Raw genomic sequence first — 16961 nt, 5'->3', positions numbered from 1 at the left:
GGAGGGAACCGTGCGGACCCCTCCCCGGGGCCGAGGCTTCAGCGGAGGATGGAGTAGAGGGCGGTGGTGAGGGAGGCTTTGTTGTCGTCTTGGTCGATGGACCAGAGCATGGAGCCGCCGAGGCCCTTGAGCCGGATGTAGGCGGCTTTCTGCAGCATGACGGCGGGGTCGTCGTAGGACCAGAACTCGTTGCCGTCGTAGAGCCACTGGGTGCCGGTGAGCAGGTCGCGGTAGCGCTTGCCGGGTTTGTTGACGAGGTTTTTGTAGTCGTCGCTGCCGGGGGCCCAGGTGCCGGGGGCGGGGCCGGTGGCGGTGGCGTAGCGGCCGTCGCCGCCGGTGGTGACGCCGGTCCAGCCCTGGCCGTAGGCGGGGACGCCGATGACGATCTTCTGTTTGGGTGCGCCGCGTGTGATGTAGTCGCGTACGGTCTGGTCGACGCTGAACTTCACGTCGTTGGGGTCGCGGCGGTCGGTGAGCAGGTTGGCCTGGTGGCCGGTGCGGTTCTCCCAGGGGCCGTGCAGGTCGTAGCCCTGGACGGTGGCGAAGTCGAGCTGGTCGAAGACTTTGCGTACCTCGAAGCCGGCGTCGATCTTGGCGGCCGCGGCGGGGAGGAAGGCGGTGAGTTCGTCGCGCCGGTCGTGGGCCTTCATCTGGCGGCGTAGTTCGGCGAGGAACAGGGTGAAGTTCTGCTTGTCCTCGGGGCGGATGACGTTGCCGTCGTTTCCGGCGGAGCCGGGCCATTCCCAGTCGAGGTCGATGCCGTCGAACACGCCGGCGGCGGCGCCGGGGGGCAGGCCGGGCAGGTCGCCCTTGAGCCACAGGCCGACGCAGGAGGCGGCGAGTTTGGTGCGGGATTCGGGGGTGAGGACGGCGTCGGAGAAGTATTTGGAGCCGGTCCAGCCGCCGAGGGAGATGAGGACCTTGAGGCCGGGGTGGCGGGCCTTGAGCTTCTTGAGCTGGCCGAGGTTGCCCTTGAGTGGCTGGTCGTCGGTGTCGGCGGCGCCGTCGACGCTCTGTTCTGCGGGTACGGGGCGTTGCCAGTCGGCCCAGGGGTCGGCGGAGTAGCAGGTGCCCTCGGGGCCGACGAACCCGAAGGCGTAGTTGAGGTGGGTCAGCTTCCCGGCGGCGCCGCTGGCCTCCACGTCCTTCACGTGGAAGTTCCGTCCGTAGATGCCCCACTGGATGAAGTAGGCGACCCGCTTGTATCGGTCGCCGCCGGTGGTGGCCTGGGCCGCCGACGGCACCAGCCCGGCCGCCAGGGTGGCGGCGGCCGCCACGGCGAGGGTCCTTCTCATGAGCACGCCGGCCTCCCGAGCGCTTTTTTATAGGAAAGTTTCCTGTAAATTGTCGCGATCGTAGACCGCGGTGATCAGGGCGTCAATGGCAGGGCGTGAGTGGCGGCAGACTGGAGAGCGTGCCTTCTGTGCTTCCCGACGGCGATCCCGTCCCCGCGAGCGGCGAGCTGCCGTCCGGGGCCCTCGACGCGCTCGGCTCCCGTCCGTTCGGCTTCTACGTCCACGTGCCGTTCTGCGCGACGCGCTGCGGCTACTGCGACTTCAACACCTACACGGCGGCCGAGCTGGGGCCCGGCGCCGCGCAGCGCGACTACGCCGCCACCGCGGTCGAGGAGATACGGCTGGCCCGGCGCGTGCTGGGAGACGCCGCGCCGCCCGTGGAGACCGTCTTCTTCGGCGGCGGGACGCCGACCCTGCTGCCCGCCGCCGACCTCGTACGGATCCTCGACGCCATCGGCGAGGAGTTCGGCCTGCGGCCGGACGCCGAGGTGACGACCGAGGCCAACCCGGAATCGGTGGACGAGACCTACCTGAAGGAACTGCGGGCGGGCGGGTTCACCCGGGTGAGCTTCGGCATGCAGAGCGCGGGCGAGCACGTCCTGGCCGTGCTCGATCGGCGGCACACCCCCGGCCGGCCCGCCGAGGCCGTACGGGAGGCCCGCGCGGCCGGGTTCGAGCATGTCAACCTCGACCTGATCTACGGCACGCCGGCGGAGAGCGACGACGACTGGCGGGCCTCCCTGGAGGCCGCGCTGGCCGCCCGCCCCGACCACGTCTCGGCGTACTCGCTGATAGTCGAGGACGGCACCCGGCTCGCCGCCCGGATCCGGCGCGGCGAGCTGCCGATGCCGGACGACGACGTGGCGGCGGACCGCTACCTGATCGCCGAGGAGATGCTGACGGCCGCCGGCCTGAGCTGGTACGAGATCTCCAACTGGGCGGCGGGCGACGAGGCCCGCTGCCGCCACAACCTGCTGTACTGGACCGGCGGCGACTGGTGGGGGGCCGGGCCGGGGGCGCACAGCCACGTCGGCGGCACCCGCTGGTGGAACGTCAAGCACCCCGCGGCGTACGCCGCCCGTCTGGCGGCCGGTACCTCGCCCGCGCACGCCCGCGAGGTGCTGTCGGCGGAGGACAGGGCCGTCGAGCGGGTCATGCTGGAGCTGCGTCTCGACTCGGGCTTCCCGCTCGCCGACCTCGCTCCCCAGGCGCGTACGGCGTGCGCGCGGGCGCTGGCGGAGGGCCTGCTGGAGGTGGAGGCGTTCAAGGCGGGCCGGGCAGTGCTCACGCTGCGCGGCAGGCTGCTCGCGGACGCCGTGGTCCGGGACCTGACCCCCTAATCCGGAGCCGTGACGAAGTCGATCAGTTCTTCCACGCGGCCGAGCAGTTCGGGTTCCAGGTCGGCGTAGGTCGTGACCCGGCCCAGGATGTGCCGCCATGCCTCCTGGGGGTCCATCCGCCAGCCGAGGGCGTCGATCACGCCCTCCTTCCAGGGCACGCCGCGCGGCACGTCCGGCCAGGCGGGGATGCCGAGCACCCGGGGCTTGACCGCCTGCCAGATGTCCACGAACGGATGCCCGACGACGAGCACGTCGTCCCCGGAGACCCGGGCGGCGATGCGGCTCTCCTTCGACCCGGGCACCAGGTGGTCCACGAGCACGCCGAGCCGCCTGCCCGGCTCGGGGCCGAACTCCTCGACGATGGCCGGGAGGTCGTCCACGCCCTCCAGGTATTCGACGACGACGCCCTCCACCCGCAGGTCGTGCCCCCAGATCTTCTCCACCAGCGAGGCGTCGTGGACGCCCTCGACGTAGATGCGGCTTTCCCTGGCGACCTGCGCGCGCAGGCCCTCGACCGCGATCGACCCCGAGGCGCTCCGCAGCGGCCCCTTCGGGCCGGCCTGGGGGCGCACCAGCGTCACCGGTTTGCCTTCGAGGAGGAATCCGGCGGGCGTCAGCGGGAACACCCGCCGCCGGCCGAACCGGTCCTCCAGCGTCACGGCCTCCTTGTCGCAGGCCACCACCGCGCCGCAGAAGCGGCCCTCGGCGTCCTCGACCACGAGGTCGGGCTCGGCCGGGATCTCGGGGATCTGCCCCCGCCGTGGCCGCCGCCAGTCTCCGGAAAGCACGTCCCGCCCGTACATGCGGGGAACGCTAGCAAATCACACCACGCGACGGCGGCGCGCGAGCACGACGATGGTCACGATCAGCGCGGCCAGGAAACCGACGGTGGGCAGGGCCAGCAGCGCGATCGCGCCGCCCACCAGAGAGCCGGCCTCGCCGGCGAGCTGCTTGCCGACGCCGAACCGGACTCCGTCGCCCTCACACGCGAGTGGGTAGGCGCCCGCCTTCGGCACGCCGGCCTCGAACAGCAGCTCCCAGGTCGTGCCGTTCAGCGTGACGGTCTGGGAGACGGCGGGCCGGGTCAGCCGCACCCGGGGGTCGGCGCCGTCGCCGAGCTGACAGCGGACGTCGGTGGGCTGGTCGACGGCCGCGTAGATCGCCGGCTTGTCCGCGGGGTCGAGCGCGACGTTCACCGACTGCCCGCCGGAGAAGGTCGTCGTGGGTGCGGCGTCGCCGATCGTGGAGAACAGGCCGCCGGCGAACCCGCCGACGCCCGCCACCAGCAGGACGACGAAGAGCGCCCAGGAGAGGAAGATCCACAGCAGCCGGGGCCGGATCGGCCGGGAACCGCCGTACGGCGGGGGGAAGGGGTGCGGCATCCGCAAGGTCACGTCGGCCGGGGGCACGGGGCGGGGCACCCGCATGGTCACATCGGGGGTCTGGTTCTCGTGCATGGAAACAAGAGTCGACCACGTGGCTTGCGGGGGATTTGGAATCCGCTTGTCCTGGTGCCCTGTGCTGTCTTGGTGCCCTGCGCTCTCTTGGTGTCCCCTGCGTTATCGCACCACGTGGGGTGGTAGCCGTACACTTGGCACTCGGGAACACAGAGTGCCAGAGTCGGTGTTTCCAGGCACAGGGAGGTGACACATTGCTCGACGACCGCAAGCTCGCCGTCCTGCGCGCCATCGTCGAGGACTACGTGTCCACCAACGAGCCGGTGGGGTCGAAGGCCCTGGCGGACAGGCACAACCTCGGCGTCTCCCCGGCGACGATCCGCAACGACATGGCGGCGCTGGAGGAGCAGGGATACATCACCCAGCCGCACACCAGTGCCGGCAGGGTGCCGACGGACAAGGGATACCGCCTGTTCGTCGACCGGCTGTCGCAGATCAAGCCGCTGTCCGGCGCGGAGCGCAGGGCCATCGAGACCTTCCTCGCCGGGGCCGTGGACCTCGACGAGATCGTCATGCGCACGGTCCGGCTGCTCGCGCAGCTCACCCGGCAGGTCGCGGTGGTCCAGTACCCCTCGCTCACCAGGTCGTCGGTCCGCCACGTGGAGATCGTCCCGCTCGCGGAGCGCCGGGTCATGCTGGTGCTGATCACGAACACCGGGCGGGTCGAGCAGCGGGTGGTCGACTTGCCCGAGGCCATCGCCGACGACCGGATCGCGAACCTGCGCGCCGTGCTCAACGCGTGCCTGGACGGCTGCGGCCTGTCCCGGGTGCCGGAGACCGTGGCCGACGTTCCCGAGCGCTTGCCTCCCGAGGACAGGCCGGTGGCGGCCACGATCCTGTCCGTGCTGCTCGAGACGCTCGTCGAGCGGCACGAGGAGAAGATCGTCTTCGGCGGTACGGCCAACCTCGCCGCCGCCGACTTCAGCGTCGGCCTGCGGGACGTGCTGGAGGCGCTGGAGGAGCAGGTCGTCCTCATCCGCCTGCTGGGGGAGACCGGCGGGCTGTCCGAACTGACCGTCCGGATCGGATCCGAGAACCCCTACAGCGGGCTGCGCGGCACCTCTATCGTGGCCGCCGGATACGGTTCGGGTGACAAGGAACTGGCCCGGCTCGGAGTGCTGGGCCCGACACGAATGGACTATCCGGTGACGATGGGTGCGGTGCGCGCGGTGGCGCGTTACGTCGGCCAGATCCTGGCGGGGTCATAAGTGTCCAACGACTACTACGCGACCCTTGGCGTACGACGCGACGCCAGCCAGGAAGAGATCAAGAAGGCGTACCGCCGTCTCGCCCGCGAACTGCACCCGGACGTCAACCCCGATCCGGAGACCCAGGAGCGGTTCAAGGAGATCAACCAGGCGTACGAGGTGCTGTCCGACGCGGGCAAGCGCCGCATGTACGACATGGGCGCCGACCCGTTCGGCGGCGGCGCGGGCGCCGGGGCCGCCGCTGGCTTCGGCGCGGGCTTCCCGTTCAGCGACATCATGGACGCCTTCTTCGGCTCGGCGGGCGCCGCGCGGGGGCCCCGCTCCCGTGCCCGCCGGGGCCGCAACGCCACCATCCGGGTCGAGCTCGACCTGGCGGAGTCGGCCTTCGGCACGACCCGCGAGATCGTGGTCGACACGGCCGTGGTCTGCGAGGTCTGCCAGGGCTCCGGGGCGGCGGCAGGCACGCACCCCGACACCTGCGACATGTGCCACGGGCGCGGCGAGGTCTCGCAGGTGACCCGTTCGTTCCTCGGCCAGGTCATGACCTCCCGACCCTGCCCCCAGTGCGGCGGGTACGGCAGCGTCATCCGGCACCCCTGCATGGAGTGCTCGGGCGAGGGGCGGGTCAGGACCCGACGCACGATCAAGGTCAGGATCCCGGCCGGCGTCGAGGACGGCACGCACATCCAGCTCGCCGGCGAGGGCGAGGTCGGCCCCGGCGGCGGACCTCCCGGCGACCTGTTCCTGGAGATCGTCGAGCGGCCGCACCAGATCTTCGAACGGCGCGGCGACGACCTGCACTGCACCGTTCACATCCCGATGACCGCCGCCGCGCTCGGCACCTCGATCACGATCGAGACCCTCGACGGCGCCGAGGAGATCGACGTACGGCCCGGCACCCAGGCCGGCCAGGTCATCCCCCTGTACGGCAAGGGCGTCCAGCGGCTCAACGAGACCGGCAGGGGCGACCTGCTGATCCACGTGAACGTCGAGACGCCGACCAAGCTCGACCCGCAGCAGGAGGAACTGCTGCGCGAGCTGGCGAAGCTGCGCGGAGAGGAGCGGCCGCCCGGCAAATTCTCCCCGGGCCAGCAGGGCTTCTTCTCCCGCCTGCGGGACGCCTTCAACGGCCGCTGAGCTGATCGCATGACTGTTCCCGTGTTCCTGTCGGACGCGGCCGGCCAGGCGGCGGACACGATCGTGCTCGACGGGCCGGAGGGGCGGCACGCCGCCGCCGTACGCCGCCTGCGCCCGGGGGAGCGGATCGACCTGACCGACGGCGCGGGGCGGGTCGCCGAGTGCACGGTCACGGCGGCCGGCAAGGACTCGCTGACCGCCGAGGTGCTGCGCCGGTTCGAGGTCCCGCCGCCCCGGCCGAGGCTGGTGGTCGTCCAGGGCCTGCCCAAGGGCGACCGGGGCGAACTCGCGGTCGAGATGATGACCGAGGCCGGGGTCGACGTCATCGTCCCCTGGGCCGCCGCCCGCTGCGTCACCCAGTGGAAGGGCGACCGGGCCGCCAAGGCCCTCGCCCGCTGGCGCGGCACGGCGCGCGAGGCGGCCAAGCAGGCCCGGCGCTTCCATCTGCCCGAGGTGACCGAGCAGGCCACGACCGCGGCGGTCGGCTCGCTCGTCTCCACGGCGGCGCTCGCGGTCGTGCTGCACGAGGAGGCCGCCGAGCCGCTGAGCCGCCTGCCCCTGCCGGAGGAGCCGGGCGACATCGTGATGGTCGTCGGCCCGGAGGGCGGCGTCACCGAGGAGGAGATCGCCACGTTGCGGGAGGCGGGAGCCACGCCGGCCCTGCTGGGGCCGACGGTGCTGCGCACCTCGACGGCGGGCGTGGCCGCGGCGGCCGTCCTGCTGTCCCGCTGCGGCCGCTGGTGAGGGTCAGCCGAGGAAGCCGACTTCGGGGAACGCGGGACTCGGCCGGTCGAACAGGCGGGTCTCGCGGCCCTTCAGCTGCAGGTCGAGGAACGCGGCCACGTAGGCACGCTGGGCCGCGATCGAACGGACCGGGTCGACGGTGCCGACGATCTCGGACGGCGTGCCAAGGCCGCTCGAGATCCGCGGGACCAGCGCCTGCAGGTCGGTGAAGGAGTAGTGCTCCGCTCCGGCGAGCCGAAGGTCGCGCTTCCAGCCCCGGCGCTGCTTCCTGAACGTCTCCCACGAAGGGTCGTCCCTGTCCGCGGCCAGTTGGAGGAACGGGCCGTCGAGGCCGCGCTCGGTCACCTCGCCGAAGAGCGAGCCGTCGAGGTTCACGCCCGCCTTGACCCGGTGGTCGGCGTACATCAGCCGCGCCGTCGCCGCGCCGCCCATCGAGAAGCCCAGGGCCGCCACGCGGGTGGTGTCCAGCGCCCTGCGCAGCGACGAGGGCAGCCCGGTGTGCCGCGCGGTGACCACGTCGAGGACGAACCGCAGGTCGGCCACCCTGACGTCGAGGGCCTTCATCGCGTCGGCCGTGCTGTCCGCCCGCACCCGGGCACGCTCCAGCCGCCCGCCGGGGAACTCGACGGCGGACGCTTCGTAGGTGTGGTCGACCGTGACGACCACGTAGCCGCGCGAGGCCAGGTCCTCCGCCGCGAGCGTGCCCAGCGAGCGCGGCACCATGTAGCCCGGGGAGTACAGCACCACCGGGTAGCCGCCGGCCCTCGGCCGTACGGGCGCGTCCAGGCGGGCGTGCGTGCGGGTCGCCGCCCAGTCCACCTGCCCGGGCCGTACGCCGAGGAGGGCGGGCGCCGACGTGGCGTCGAGGTCGGCGGCGACCAGCGGCGGCAGGTGAGAGGACACCGGGCGCCCCGGCGCGCGGGCGGCGGGGTACCACACGCTCACCATCAGCTCCCGGTAGGGCCGTCCCTTCACCCAGGGGTCGGGACGCGACCGGTCCACCAGGCGTACGGGGACCGTGCCGACCGGCAGCGGCCCCGACGGGGCGGGCAGGGAGAGCCGGATCCCGGTGACCGTCGAAATTCCCGGTGCCGTCGTCACCACCGACGGCGCCGCGGACGCCGGGACCGCGGCCACCAGGGTGAGGGCCAGGGCCGCCCCGAGCGCGCCCACCCGCTTCCGCCACATTTCGGGCATGTCTCGCCTCTTTCGATCCTGATCTCTGTCAGTTGCGTGATCAGGATTTCAACGAGGAGGCGCGACGCCCTCCGGCCGCGTGACGATCTACCGATGCGACCCCCGGTGATCGGGCGAGCGCCGCGTCATACCCCGGGATGACGGGCGGGCCGGGTCAGGGAGTGGGCGTCTCGGTCGCCGAGTCGGTCGTGGCCGTCTCCGTGGGCGTCGTGCTCGGGGTGACCGCGGGCGCGGACGTGGGCGGAGCCGTCGAGGGACGGCGCGAGGCCGAGGGCGTCACCGCGGGCGGCTGCGTCACCGACGTCGGCGAGCACGTCGGCGGGAGGGCCGCGTCGGGCTCGATCACCCCGGGCCGGGGGGTGGGCGTGATGCAGGGATCGGACGGCGACGGCGACGGCCTGGTGGTCGCGCCGACCCTGTGCGTCGGGGACGGGGCGGGCCGTCCGCGGGACGGGCTCGGGGTGACGGGCACGATCACGACCGGACGTGAGGGCGCCAGGTTGGGCGGCCGGCTCACCGACGAGGTGTCCCCCTCGTCCTCGCGCTCGTCGCCGGCGGGAGCGATGCCCGTGGACTGCGCCACCTGGTCGCGCAGGCCGGGGACGACCATCACGACCGCGCCCGCCACGAGCACGGCTCCCGCGGCGGCCGCTCCGACGCGCCACCACAGCATGTTCCGCAGGCCGCGCAGACCGCGCTGCTCGATGCGCCCGCGGATGATCTCGAGTCCTTCGGGAGACGGCACGACCGAGTCCGCCTCCGCGCGCAGGGCACGGCGGAGCAACTCGCCGTACTCGTCGTCGGGCGGGAAGGTCATGAGAACTGCTCCAGTGCCATCCGTAGTGCGGCCATGCCGCGGGCCGTGTGACTCTTCACCGCGCCCTTGCTGATCCCCATCGCATGTGCGATCTCGGCCTCCGACAGGTCGCCGTAGTATCGCAGCACCAGCGCCTCGCGCTGGCGGGTCGGTAAGCTCCGCAGCGCCTCGATGACGGCCGAGCGCTCCAGTTCACCGATCGCGCCGTTCTCCGCGCTCGGCGCGTCCGGCAGCCCCTTGGGCGCGTACTTCTCGACGACCGCGCGGTGCCGCAGCACGGAACGCGATCGGTTCACGACCGATTGGCGAAGGTAGGCCAGTGCCTTGTCGGTGTCTCTCAGCCTGCGCCAGGCGCCGTGAAGGGCGACGAACGCATCCTGAACGACCTCTTCCGCGCTGGCCACGTCACGCACCAGCAGCACGGCGAGACGCACCAGTGACCGATAGTGAGCGCTGTAGAGCGCCGTCACGGCCATGTCGGCATCCCACCCGACGGGCACCGTCCCCAACGACCTGTCGGCCACGAGGGTCTCGGTGGTCACATCGATAGGACGCTCGTCATCCCCGGGGGGTTTACGTTCTTCCGAATCATGAGGGGGCATGGCCCAGCGGTGTCCTCGCCCGACACTAGGGGGGTTTTCTGGTGCAGTCTCGCACACTCACACTAGCCCGGGGGATCATTGCAGTCATCAACTACCGGCAACGGCTAGGCTTTCGCGCGTGAGCGACTGCCTCTTCTGCAAGATCGTGGCCAAGGAGGTCCCGGCGGACATCGTCCTGGAGGCCGGGCGGGCGCTGGCCTTCCGCGACATCAACCCGCAGGCCCCCACCCACGTCCTCGTCGTGCCCAAGGCCCACCACGAGAACGCCGCCGCGCTGGCGGCGGCCGACGACGGCCTCGCCGACGACCTGCTCAAGACCTGTCACGCGGTGGCCGTGCAGGAGGGCGTCGCCGAGACCGGTTACCGGATCGTGTTCAACACCGGGCAGGGGGCCGGGCAGACGGTCTTCCACGTCCACGCGCACGTCCTCGGCGGCCGAGGCCTCACCTGGCCCCCCGGCTGAGCGACAGTGCCCGACCGACAAGATTTGCCCGGACGGGGCGGTGTCCAGAGTGGTGCATCGCAAGGCGGAGGAGGAGCCGATGACAGCGTCATCGGCGACGACGACAACGCAGCGAGGTGCCGCTCTGGGCGACGCGACGGGGCAAAGATTGGAGGGAGGGCACTAAAGTGGGGAGGGAACTAGGGAGGCGATCAGGGCCGCAAGGGCCGCCCATGTCCGAGTCACAGCACATCCACAAGACCCAGGCCAAGGTAGTCATCCCCGAGGGGCAGCCGATGGTCAGCCTCCTCGGGTCGGGTGACGAGCTGCTGCGGGTCATCGAAGGCGCTTTCAGCGCCGACATCCACGTGCGGGGCAACGAGATCACGATCACCGGCAGTCCCGAGGAGAGCGGCGTCGTCGTGCGCCTCTTCGAGGAGCTGGTGGAACTGGTCGGGTCGGGTGCCGAGTTGTCCCCCGACGCGGTCGAGCGCAGCATCCACATGCTGCGGCAGGCCACCGACCGTCCGGCCGAGGTCCTGTCCCTGGACATCCTGTCCGCGCGGGGCCGCACCATCCGGCCGAAGACGGTCAACCAGAAGCGGTACGTCGACGCGATCGACAGGCACACCGTCGTCTTCGGCATCGGCCCCGCCGGCACCGGCAAGACGTACCTGGCGATGGCGAAGGCCGTGAAGGCCCTGCAGAACAAGCGGGTCAACCGGATCATCCTCACCCGCCCCGCCGTCGAGGCGGGGGAGCGGCTCGGCTTCCTGCCCGGCACGCTCTACGAGAAGATCGACCCGTACCTGCGGCCGTTGTACGACGCGCTGCACGACATGCTCGACCCCGACTCGATCCCCCGGCTGATGTCGGCGGGGACGATCGAGGTCGCGCCGCTCGCCTACATGCGCGGCCGGACGCTCAACGACGCCTTCATCATCCTGGACGAGGCGCAGAACACCTCGCCCGAGCAGATGAAGATGTTCCTGACCCGGCTCGGGTTCAACTCGAAGATCGTGGTCACCGGCGACGTGACCCAGATCGACCTGCCCGGTGGCCAGGAGAGCGGCCTGAAGGTCGTCCAGCAGATCCTCGAGGGCATCGAGGACATCCATTTCAGCAGGCTGACCAGCGCCGACGTCGTACGGCACAAGCTGGTGAGCGACATCGTCGACGCCTACGGCCGTTACGACGCCGCGATGGCGTCGGAGCCGCGCGCGATCAACAAGCGGCCGCGGAACAACCGGCGGTGAGCACGACCATGACGGGTGAGGAGACCCCGTGAGCATCGAGGTGGCCAACGAGTCCGGCGTCGAGGTCGACGAGTCGGCGCTGGTCGAGCTGGCCGGGCACGTCCTCGGCCGGATGGGGATCAACCCGCTGGCCGAGCTGTCGATCCTGGTGATCGACGAGGCGGCGATGGCCGAGCTGCACGAGCAGTGGATGGGGGAGCCCGGTCCGACCGACGTGCTGGCCTTCCCCATGGACGAGCTGCGGCCCAACGTCGGCGGCCGGGACGAGGACGCGTCCCCCGACCCGGCGCTGCTCGGCGACGTGGTGCTGTGCCCCCAGGTGGCGGCCAAGCAGGCCGCCGAGGCCGGGCACAGCGCGCAGGACGAGCTGGAGCTGCTGTGCACGCACGGCATCCTGCACCTGCTCGGCTACGACCACGCCGAGCCCGAGGAGCACGCCGAGATGTTCGGGCTGCAGGACGAACTGCTCGGCGCCTGGCGGGAGGTGCGGCGTAAGCCGTGAGCAACGGCTGGCTGCTGTCCGCCGTCTTCCTGATCGTGGCCGGCGGCCTGCTGGCGAGCGCGGAGACGGCGCTGACCCGCATTTCCCGGGTGCGCGCGGAGGAGTTCGTCAAGGAGGCGCGGCGGGGCGCGGTGCGGCTGCAGGCGATCGTCGCCGACCCGCCGCGCTACCTCAACCTGGTGCTCCTGCTGCGCCTGAGCTGTGAGCTCGTCGCCACGGTGATCACGACGCTGCTGTTCATCGACTGGCTCGGCGACCGCGGGCAGGCGTACGCGCTGGCGGCCGTGGTGATGATCCTGGTGAGCTACGTCATCGTCGGGGTCATGCCGCGTACGCTCGGCCGCCAGCACGCCGAGCCGGTGGCGCTGGCGAGCGCGCCCATCGTGTACGGCCTGACCCGGATCTTCGGCCCGCTGCCCGAGCTGCTGATCCTGCTGGGCAACGCGCTCACCCCGGGCAAGGGCTTCCGCGAGGGCCCGTTCACCTCGGAGGCCGAGCTGCGCGACCTCGTCGACCTGGCCGAGCAGCGCAGGGTCATCGAGCCCGACGAGCGCGAGATGATCCACTCGGTCTTCGAGCTCGGCGACACGCTGGTGCGCGAGGTCATGGTGCCGCGCACCGACATGGTCTTCATCGAGCGCGGCAAGACGCTGAACCAGGCGCTCTCGCTGGCCCTGCGCAGCGGGTTCTCCCGGGTTCCCGTGGTGGGGGAGAACGAGGACGACGTGGTGGGCATCGCCTACCTCAAGGACATCGTCCGCCGCATCCAGGACACCGGCGACGGCGGCGTGCGGGTGGACGAGCTCATGCGCCCCGCGACGTACGTGCCGGAGAGCAAGCCGATCGACGAACTGCTGCGTGAGATGCAGGCGCGGCAGATCCACCTCGCCATCGTCATCGACGAGTACGGCGGCACCGCCGGCCTCGTCACCATCGAGGACGTCATCGAGGAGATCGTCGGGGAGATCGCCGACGAGTACGACCAGGAGGCCCCGCGGGTCGAATGGCTGGACGACGGGGCGGTGCGGGTGACCGCGCGGCTCCCGGTCGACGAGCTCGGCGAGCTGTTCGACACCGAGATCGAGGTCGACGACGTCGACACGGTCGGCGGCCTGCTGGCGCACGCCCTGGGCCGGGTGCCGATCGCGGGGTCGGAGGCGGTCGTCGGCGGCCTGCGCCTGACGGCCGAGAACCTGGCCGGACGCCGCAACCGGATCAGCACGGTCGTCGTGCGCCGCGAGGAGCTCGCGACGGGTGACGAGGTCGTGGCCGCCGGCGCCGACCACGAGTGACCCGTCGCCCTCCGGGACTGCAAGCGTCTTTCAACCGGGCTGCAAGCGTGTCAGGCCATTGTTGTCCCAGGCGCTCAGAAGGGGTTCGGGGCGCCTCGTTGGGGAGTCCGGCGCGCCGGGAGGGGGTTCGCGGCGCACCGGAGCCTCCCATGGGGGATCCGTAATCGGTGCGGGGCTCTCACCCGGTTCGGGTGGGAGCCCCGTATTGATTACGCAATGTGATTACCCGCTCGCGGTCCGGGGAAGGAAAACCTCCGGCAAAGCGGGGAGGCGGGTATGCGCATCGTCCACGCGGCCGTCGCGGGCTGCCTGGTCCTGGCCACCGGTGCCTGCGGCACTGGCGCGGTCACGTACGCCGCCGTACGGGCGCCCGGCAAGGCGGCGGACGCGAGCCGTCCGCGGGCGGTGCTCGGCAGGATGGACGACCTTCCCGAGGGGTTCTTCAGCCACGCGCGGGCGCCCTGGCGTCCGCCGTTCCGTCCCCGCGCCCGCGCGTGCCGCCTGCTGTTCGACGCGGCCGCGGGCAGGCCCCCGCGCGAGGGGCTCGGCGGCACGGCCGCCGCCACCTACCAGGGCGCGCACGCGGGCGAGCTCGCCGGGGTCGGCGTCGCCGTCTACGACGGCGGCGAGGCGGCCGGGCACCTGGCCGCGCTCCGCGACGCACTCTCCCACTGCGCGACGGCCGACGGCGGCACGCCGTACGACCGCCTGACGGCCGCGCGGGCGCCGCTGCCCGGCATCGGCGGGGCCGACGCGGCGGGCCGGGCCCTGTCCGGGAAGGTGGGCGGTTACCCCTACCGGATGCACGTGGTCGTCGCACGCTCCGGCCACACGCTGATCGCGCTCGTGCACGCGGGCCTGACCCCGCCCGACCCCGCCCGCACGGCCGAACTGGCACGGCTGCTCGTCCGCGAGGTCGGTACGCTTGACGCGTGACACAGACGCTGGACCCCGAGGACAACAAGATCATCACGCTGGCCCGGTCGGCGCGGGCGCGCGGCGGCACCCCCGAGGGCGCCGCGGTGCGCGACGAGACCGGCCGGACGTACGCCGCGACCACCGTGGCGCTGCCCTCGCTCCGGCTCTCGGCCCTCCAGGCGGCCGTGGCCATGGCCGTGTCCAGCGGGGCGAAGGCCCTGGAGGCGGCGGCGATCGTCACCGAGGCCGACGACCCGGCGGAGCAGGACCTTGCCGTCGTCGAGGACATGGGCAACGGCACGCTGTTCCTGGCCGCCCCCGACGGTTCGCTGAAGGGCCGGTACATCTGACGTGGACGCCGAATCGAGCGGTTTCCGTGCGGGCTTCGCCTGCTTCGTCGGCAGGCCCAACGTCGGCAAGTCCACGCTGATGAACGCCCTGGTCGGCACCAAGGTGGCGATCACCTCGTCCAAGCCGCAGACCACGCGGCGGGCCATCCGCGGCATCGTCCACCGGCCGGACGCCCAGCTGGTGATCGTGGACACCCCCGGATTCCACCGTCCCCGCACGTTGCTGGGAGAGCGGCTGGACAGCCTGGTGCTGTCCACGCTCACCGAGGTCGACGTCATCGGATTCTGCGTCCCGGCCAACGAGCCGATCGGCAAGGGTGACCGGTTCATCGTCGACAAGCTCGCCGCCGTCAAGAAGACCCCGGTGGTGGCGGTCGTCACCAAGTGCGACCTGGCCACCCGCGAGCAGGTCGCGCACCAGCTTCTCGCGGTGTCCGCGCTGGCCGAGTTCGCGGAGATCGTCCCGGTGTCCGCGCAGGGCGGTGAGCAGCTCGACGTCCTCGCCGACGTGCTCGTCAAGCGGCTGCCGGAGTCGCCCCCGCTGTACGCCGGCGGGGAGCTGACCGACGAGCCGGAGCAGGTGCTGGTCGCCGAGCTGATCCGGGAGGCCGCGCTGGAGGGCGTGCGCGACGAGCTGCCCCACTCGATCGCGGTGGTCGTGGAGGAGATGCACCCCCGGGAGGGCCGCGACGACCTCCTCGACGTGTACGCGCACATGTTCGTCGAGCGCCCGTCGCAGAAGGCGATCGTGATCGGCCCGGGCGGCACGAGGCTCAAGGACGTGGGCACCCGCGCCCGGCAGCAGATCGAGGCGCTGCTCGGCACCCGCGTCTACCTCGACCTGCGGGTCAAGGTCGCCAAGGAGTGGCAGCGCGACCCCAAGCAGCTGCGGCGTCTCGGCTTCTACGACTGACGGCCGTCACCGGCGGCGCAGCAGCGCGGCGGCGGCCAGCACCGCCAGCGCGACCGAGGCCAGCAGGCCGGCGAACCAGCCGTACTGGATCGTCGGGTGCACCCGCAGCAGCCCGGAGACCTGGAAGTCGAGCCGGCCCACGAGGTCGCGCGGGTCGGCGAGGAACATGGCCAGCGCGAAGGCGGCCACCGCGCCGGGCAGGATCGCCAGCCCGGTGAACAGCCAGCTTCGCGTCGCGCCGAGCACGCCGAGCAGCATCGCCGTAACCCCGGCGCCCATCACGAACCAGCCGGGGCCCGCGTCCACGCCGCGCACCGCGTGCGTGAGCGACGCGTCGAGGATGCCGAACTCGGCGGTGAGGCCCGCCCACGGGAGCAGCGCGGTCACGGCCAGCGCGAACCCCGCGACGAACACGCCGGCGGCCCGCAGGACGCCGGCCACGCCGGTGCCTCGCCTCGGTCTGCCGGGATACTGCGTGGGTTCCGACACGATCACCAGGCTACGGCCCGAGGCGGCCGGTTTCAGCCCTGGAATCGCCGGCCGACCGGGCGCCGGGCGCTCGGGCACGTGAGGCCCGCGCCGAGGCGGCGCCCGGGGTGGCCGGTGGTACGAGTGCTGAGGTGCCCGGTGGCGCGGGTGCTGAGGTGGCCGGTGGTGCCGGTGCCGGGGTGGCCGGTGGCGCGGGTGCTGGGATGGCGGATGCTCGGGTGGCGGCTGGTCCCGGTGGTGGCGGCGCGATGGCCGCGGCCTGCTCGCCGCGCCGCAGCCGCTCCCTGAGCTGGACCGCGTCCGAGCCGAGCGCGCACACCTGCACGCCGGGACCGGCCAGCGGCAGCGCCGCCCAGCCGTCCCCCAGCACGGCCCGCCGCTCGCGCTTGACGTCCGGCACGGCGGGCGGGGCCCAGGCGGGTCCCGCGATCAGGGTCGAGCCGACGCACCGGGCGTCCCCGTAGACGGCCGGGCTGCCGTCCACCGCCTCCTCGCCCACCAGGAGGTCCTGGCGGAGCAGGGGCCGTCCGGCCACGGTCACGTCGAACCGCGCGTGGCCGCGTCCCGGCCGTTCGCCGTGCCGCCCGAAGACGATCTCCTCCCGCCAGAAGACCGTGGCGTCCTCGGCGAGTGAGAGCCGTACGACGAGGCGGTGGGCGCATCCGGCGGCGAGGACGGTCGGCTCGGGGGAGAAGTGCAGGGTGGCGCCCGCGCCGACCCGCGCCCGTACGACCATGACCGAGGGGGTGTCCGCGAGACCCGGCAGCACCAGCGTGGCGCCCACCGAGCGGACCTCCAGCGACGTGCCGGGGGCGACGTCCACGCCGAGTTCGAGGCGGTCCCCGCGCAGCGGTCCTGCGCCCGTCGAGACGAGGTGGACCCGCCGCGGGCCGGTCTGGCGCAGCGTCAGCGGCGGGTCGGACCGCAGCGTCTCCAGCCGGGTCCGGCCTCCGCTCGCGGCCTCCGTCCTGATCAGCGCACGCGCGGTGACGGCCGTCATGC

At 72.3% G+C, this 16961-nt stretch carries 19 protein-coding genes; 11 read left to right on the top strand and 8 right to left on the bottom strand.

The genetic code is table 11. The features are described from left to right. Positions 1-38: 38 nt before the first annotated feature. Entirely contained in the window at positions 39-1295 is a 1257-nt protein-coding gene (locus Msi02_RS03815) for a glycoside hydrolase family 18 protein (protein ID WP_204047178.1), read from the bottom strand. A gap of 119 nt (positions 1296-1414) precedes the next feature. On the opposite strand from Msi02_RS03815, the gene hemW reads away from it, so the two are divergent. Then, on the top strand, positions 1415-2635 hold the full coding sequence (gene hemW / locus Msi02_RS03810) for a radical SAM family heme chaperone HemW (protein ID WP_204047081.1): 1221 nt from the start codon (positions 1415-1417) through the stop codon (positions 2633-2635). Here hemW and Msi02_RS03805 read toward each other — a convergent pair. Both Msi02_RS03805 and Msi02_RS03800 read right to left on the bottom strand, forming a co-directional pair. Then, positions 2632-3438, bottom strand: coding sequence for a DUF3097 domain-containing protein (locus Msi02_RS03805; RefSeq protein ID WP_204047080.1), 807 nt, complete (start codon positions 3436-3438; stop codon positions 2632-2634). The genes hemW and Msi02_RS03805 overlap by 4 nt on opposite strands. An 18-nt stretch (positions 3439-3456) precedes the next feature. Next, a complete protein-coding gene (locus tag Msi02_RS03800) occupies positions 3457-4092 on the bottom strand; it encodes a hypothetical protein (RefSeq protein WP_204047079.1) in 636 nt (211 codons plus the stop codon). A gap of 194 nt (positions 4093-4286) precedes the next feature. Here Msi02_RS03800 and hrcA point away from each other — a divergent pair, with 194 nt between their 5' ends. Genes hrcA through Msi02_RS03785 form a run of 3 tightly spaced genes read left to right on the top strand, consistent with a single transcriptional unit; the run spans position 4287 to position 7181 of the window. Beyond that, positions 4287-5300 (top strand): heat-inducible transcriptional repressor HrcA, encoded by a 1014-nt coding sequence (hrcA, locus tag Msi02_RS03795; RefSeq protein ID WP_079312158.1) that lies wholly within the window; start codon positions 4287-4289, stop codon positions 5298-5300. Next, positions 5301-6437 (top strand): molecular chaperone DnaJ, encoded by a 1137-nt coding sequence (gene dnaJ / locus Msi02_RS03790; protein WP_204047078.1) that lies wholly within the window; start codon positions 5301-5303, stop codon positions 6435-6437. 9 nt (positions 6438-6446) lie between these two features. Beyond that, on the top strand, positions 6447-7181 hold the full coding sequence (locus tag Msi02_RS03785) for a 16S rRNA (uracil(1498)-N(3))-methyltransferase (RefSeq protein WP_204047077.1): 735 nt from the start codon (positions 6447-6449) through the stop codon (positions 7179-7181). A 3-nt stretch (positions 7182-7184) separates the two neighbouring features. Here Msi02_RS03785 and Msi02_RS03780 read toward each other — a convergent pair whose 3' ends face one another. From Msi02_RS03780 to Msi02_RS03770, 3 genes are all read right to left on the bottom strand, one after another. Continuing rightward, entirely contained in the window at positions 7185-8378 is a 1194-nt protein-coding gene (locus Msi02_RS03780; protein ID WP_239108098.1) for an alpha/beta hydrolase family protein, read from the bottom strand. Between the two features lie 154 nt (positions 8379-8532). Next, entirely contained in the window at positions 8533-9195 is a 663-nt protein-coding gene (locus Msi02_RS43835; protein ID WP_204047076.1) for a hypothetical protein, read from the bottom strand. After that, the gene (locus Msi02_RS03770) at positions 9192-9671 is read right to left on the bottom strand and encodes a SigE family RNA polymerase sigma factor (RefSeq protein ID WP_204047176.1); all 480 of its coding nucleotides are present in this window, start codon (positions 9669-9671) and stop codon (positions 9192-9194) included. The genes Msi02_RS43835 and Msi02_RS03770 overlap by 4 nt, the downstream gene beginning before the upstream one ends. Positions 9672-9915: 244 nt before the next feature. Between Msi02_RS03770 and Msi02_RS03765 the strand changes: the two genes are divergently transcribed. The 7 genes from Msi02_RS03765 to era all read left to right on the top strand — a co-directional run bounded on the left by Msi02_RS03765 (position 9916) and on the right by era (position 15470). Then, positions 9916-10260 carry a histidine triad nucleotide-binding protein gene (locus Msi02_RS03765; protein ID WP_239108097.1) on the top strand — a complete coding sequence of 115 codons (345 nt, stop codon included), beginning with the start codon at positions 9916-9918 and terminating at the stop codon, positions 10258-10260. A gap of 212 nt (positions 10261-10472) precedes the next feature. Continuing rightward, positions 10473-11495 carry a PhoH family protein gene (locus tag Msi02_RS03760; protein ID WP_079312170.1) on the top strand — a complete coding sequence of 341 codons (1023 nt, stop codon included), beginning with the start codon at positions 10473-10475 and terminating at the stop codon, positions 11493-11495. A gap of 28 nt (positions 11496-11523) precedes the next feature. Then, on the top strand, positions 11524-11997 hold the full coding sequence (gene ybeY, locus Msi02_RS03755; protein WP_079312172.1) for an rRNA maturation RNase YbeY: 474 nt from the start codon (positions 11524-11526) through the stop codon (positions 11995-11997). Continuing rightward, the gene (locus Msi02_RS03750) at positions 11994-13289 is read left to right on the top strand and encodes a hemolysin family protein (protein WP_204047074.1); all 1296 of its coding nucleotides are present in this window, start codon (positions 11994-11996) and stop codon (positions 13287-13289) included. Before ybeY ends, Msi02_RS03750 begins: the two co-directional genes overlap by 4 nt. Positions 13290-13565: 276 nt before the next feature. Then, positions 13566-14225 (top strand): hypothetical protein, encoded by a 660-nt coding sequence (locus Msi02_RS03745; protein WP_204047073.1) that lies wholly within the window; start codon positions 13566-13568, stop codon positions 14223-14225. Continuing rightward, on the top strand, positions 14222-14557 hold the full coding sequence (locus tag Msi02_RS03740; RefSeq protein ID WP_193203550.1) for a cytidine deaminase-like protein: 336 nt from the start codon (positions 14222-14224) through the stop codon (positions 14555-14557). The genes Msi02_RS03745 and Msi02_RS03740 overlap by 4 nt, the downstream gene beginning before the upstream one ends. A 1-nt stretch (position 14558) precedes the next feature. Continuing rightward, complete coding sequence (gene era, locus Msi02_RS03735) at positions 14559-15470, top strand: GTPase Era (RefSeq protein WP_079312178.1); 912 nt, start codon at positions 14559-14561, stop codon at positions 15468-15470. A gap of 6 nt (positions 15471-15476) precedes the next feature. Here the strand turns inward: era and Msi02_RS03730 are convergent, their stop codons facing one another. Both Msi02_RS03730 and Msi02_RS03725 read right to left on the bottom strand, forming a co-directional pair. Continuing rightward, complete coding sequence (locus Msi02_RS03730) at positions 15477-15959, bottom strand: hypothetical protein (RefSeq protein WP_204047072.1); 483 nt, start codon at positions 15957-15959, stop codon at positions 15477-15479. A 10-nt stretch (positions 15960-15969) separates the two neighbouring features. Continuing rightward, the gene (locus Msi02_RS03725; RefSeq protein WP_204047071.1) at positions 15970-16959 is read right to left on the bottom strand and encodes an urease accessory protein UreD; all 990 of its coding nucleotides are present in this window, start codon (positions 16957-16959) and stop codon (positions 15970-15972) included. Positions 16960-16961: the final 2 nt, after the last annotated feature.

The organism is Microbispora siamensis, assembly GCF_016863095.1.
GTDB classification, from domain to species: Bacteria; Actinomycetota; Actinomycetes; order Streptosporangiales; family Streptosporangiaceae; genus Microbispora; species Microbispora siamensis.
This window is presented reverse-complemented; position numbering and strand designations above follow the sequence as displayed.

Coding starts and splice junctions, on each gene's coding strand:
- Msi02_RS03800 (WP_204047079.1), bottom strand. CDS start 4,092: ATGCACGAGAACCAGACCCCCGATGTGACCATGCGGGTGCCCCGCCCC.
- Msi02_RS43835 (WP_204047076.1), bottom strand. CDS start 9,195: ATGACCTTCCCGCCCGACGACGAGTACGGCGAGTTGCTCCGCCGTGCC.
- Msi02_RS03805 (WP_204047080.1), bottom strand. CDS start 3,438: ATGTACGGGCGGGACGTGCTTTCCGGAGACTGGCGGCGGCCACGGCGG.
- Msi02_RS03780 (WP_239108098.1), bottom strand. CDS start 8,378: ATGCCCGAAATGTGGCGGAAGCGGGTGGGCGCGCTCGGGGCGGCCCTG.
- Msi02_RS03815 (WP_204047178.1), bottom strand. CDS start 1,295: ATGAGAAGGACCCTCGCCGTGGCGGCCGCCGCCACCCTGGCGGCCGGG.
- Msi02_RS03770 (WP_204047176.1), bottom strand. CDS start 9,671: ATGGCCGTGACGGCGCTCTACAGCGCTCACTATCGGTCACTGGTGCGT.
- Msi02_RS03760 (WP_079312170.1), top strand. CDS start 10,473: ATGTCCGAGTCACAGCACATCCACAAGACCCAGGCCAAGGTAGTCATC.
- Msi02_RS03745 (WP_204047073.1), top strand. CDS start 13,566: ATGCGCATCGTCCACGCGGCCGTCGCGGGCTGCCTGGTCCTGGCCACC.
- Msi02_RS03725 (WP_204047071.1), bottom strand. CDS start 16,959: ATGACGGCCGTCACCGCGCGTGCGCTGATCAGGACGGAGGCCGCGAGC.
- Msi02_RS03785 (WP_204047077.1), top strand. CDS start 6,447: ATGACTGTTCCCGTGTTCCTGTCGGACGCGGCCGGCCAGGCGGCGGAC.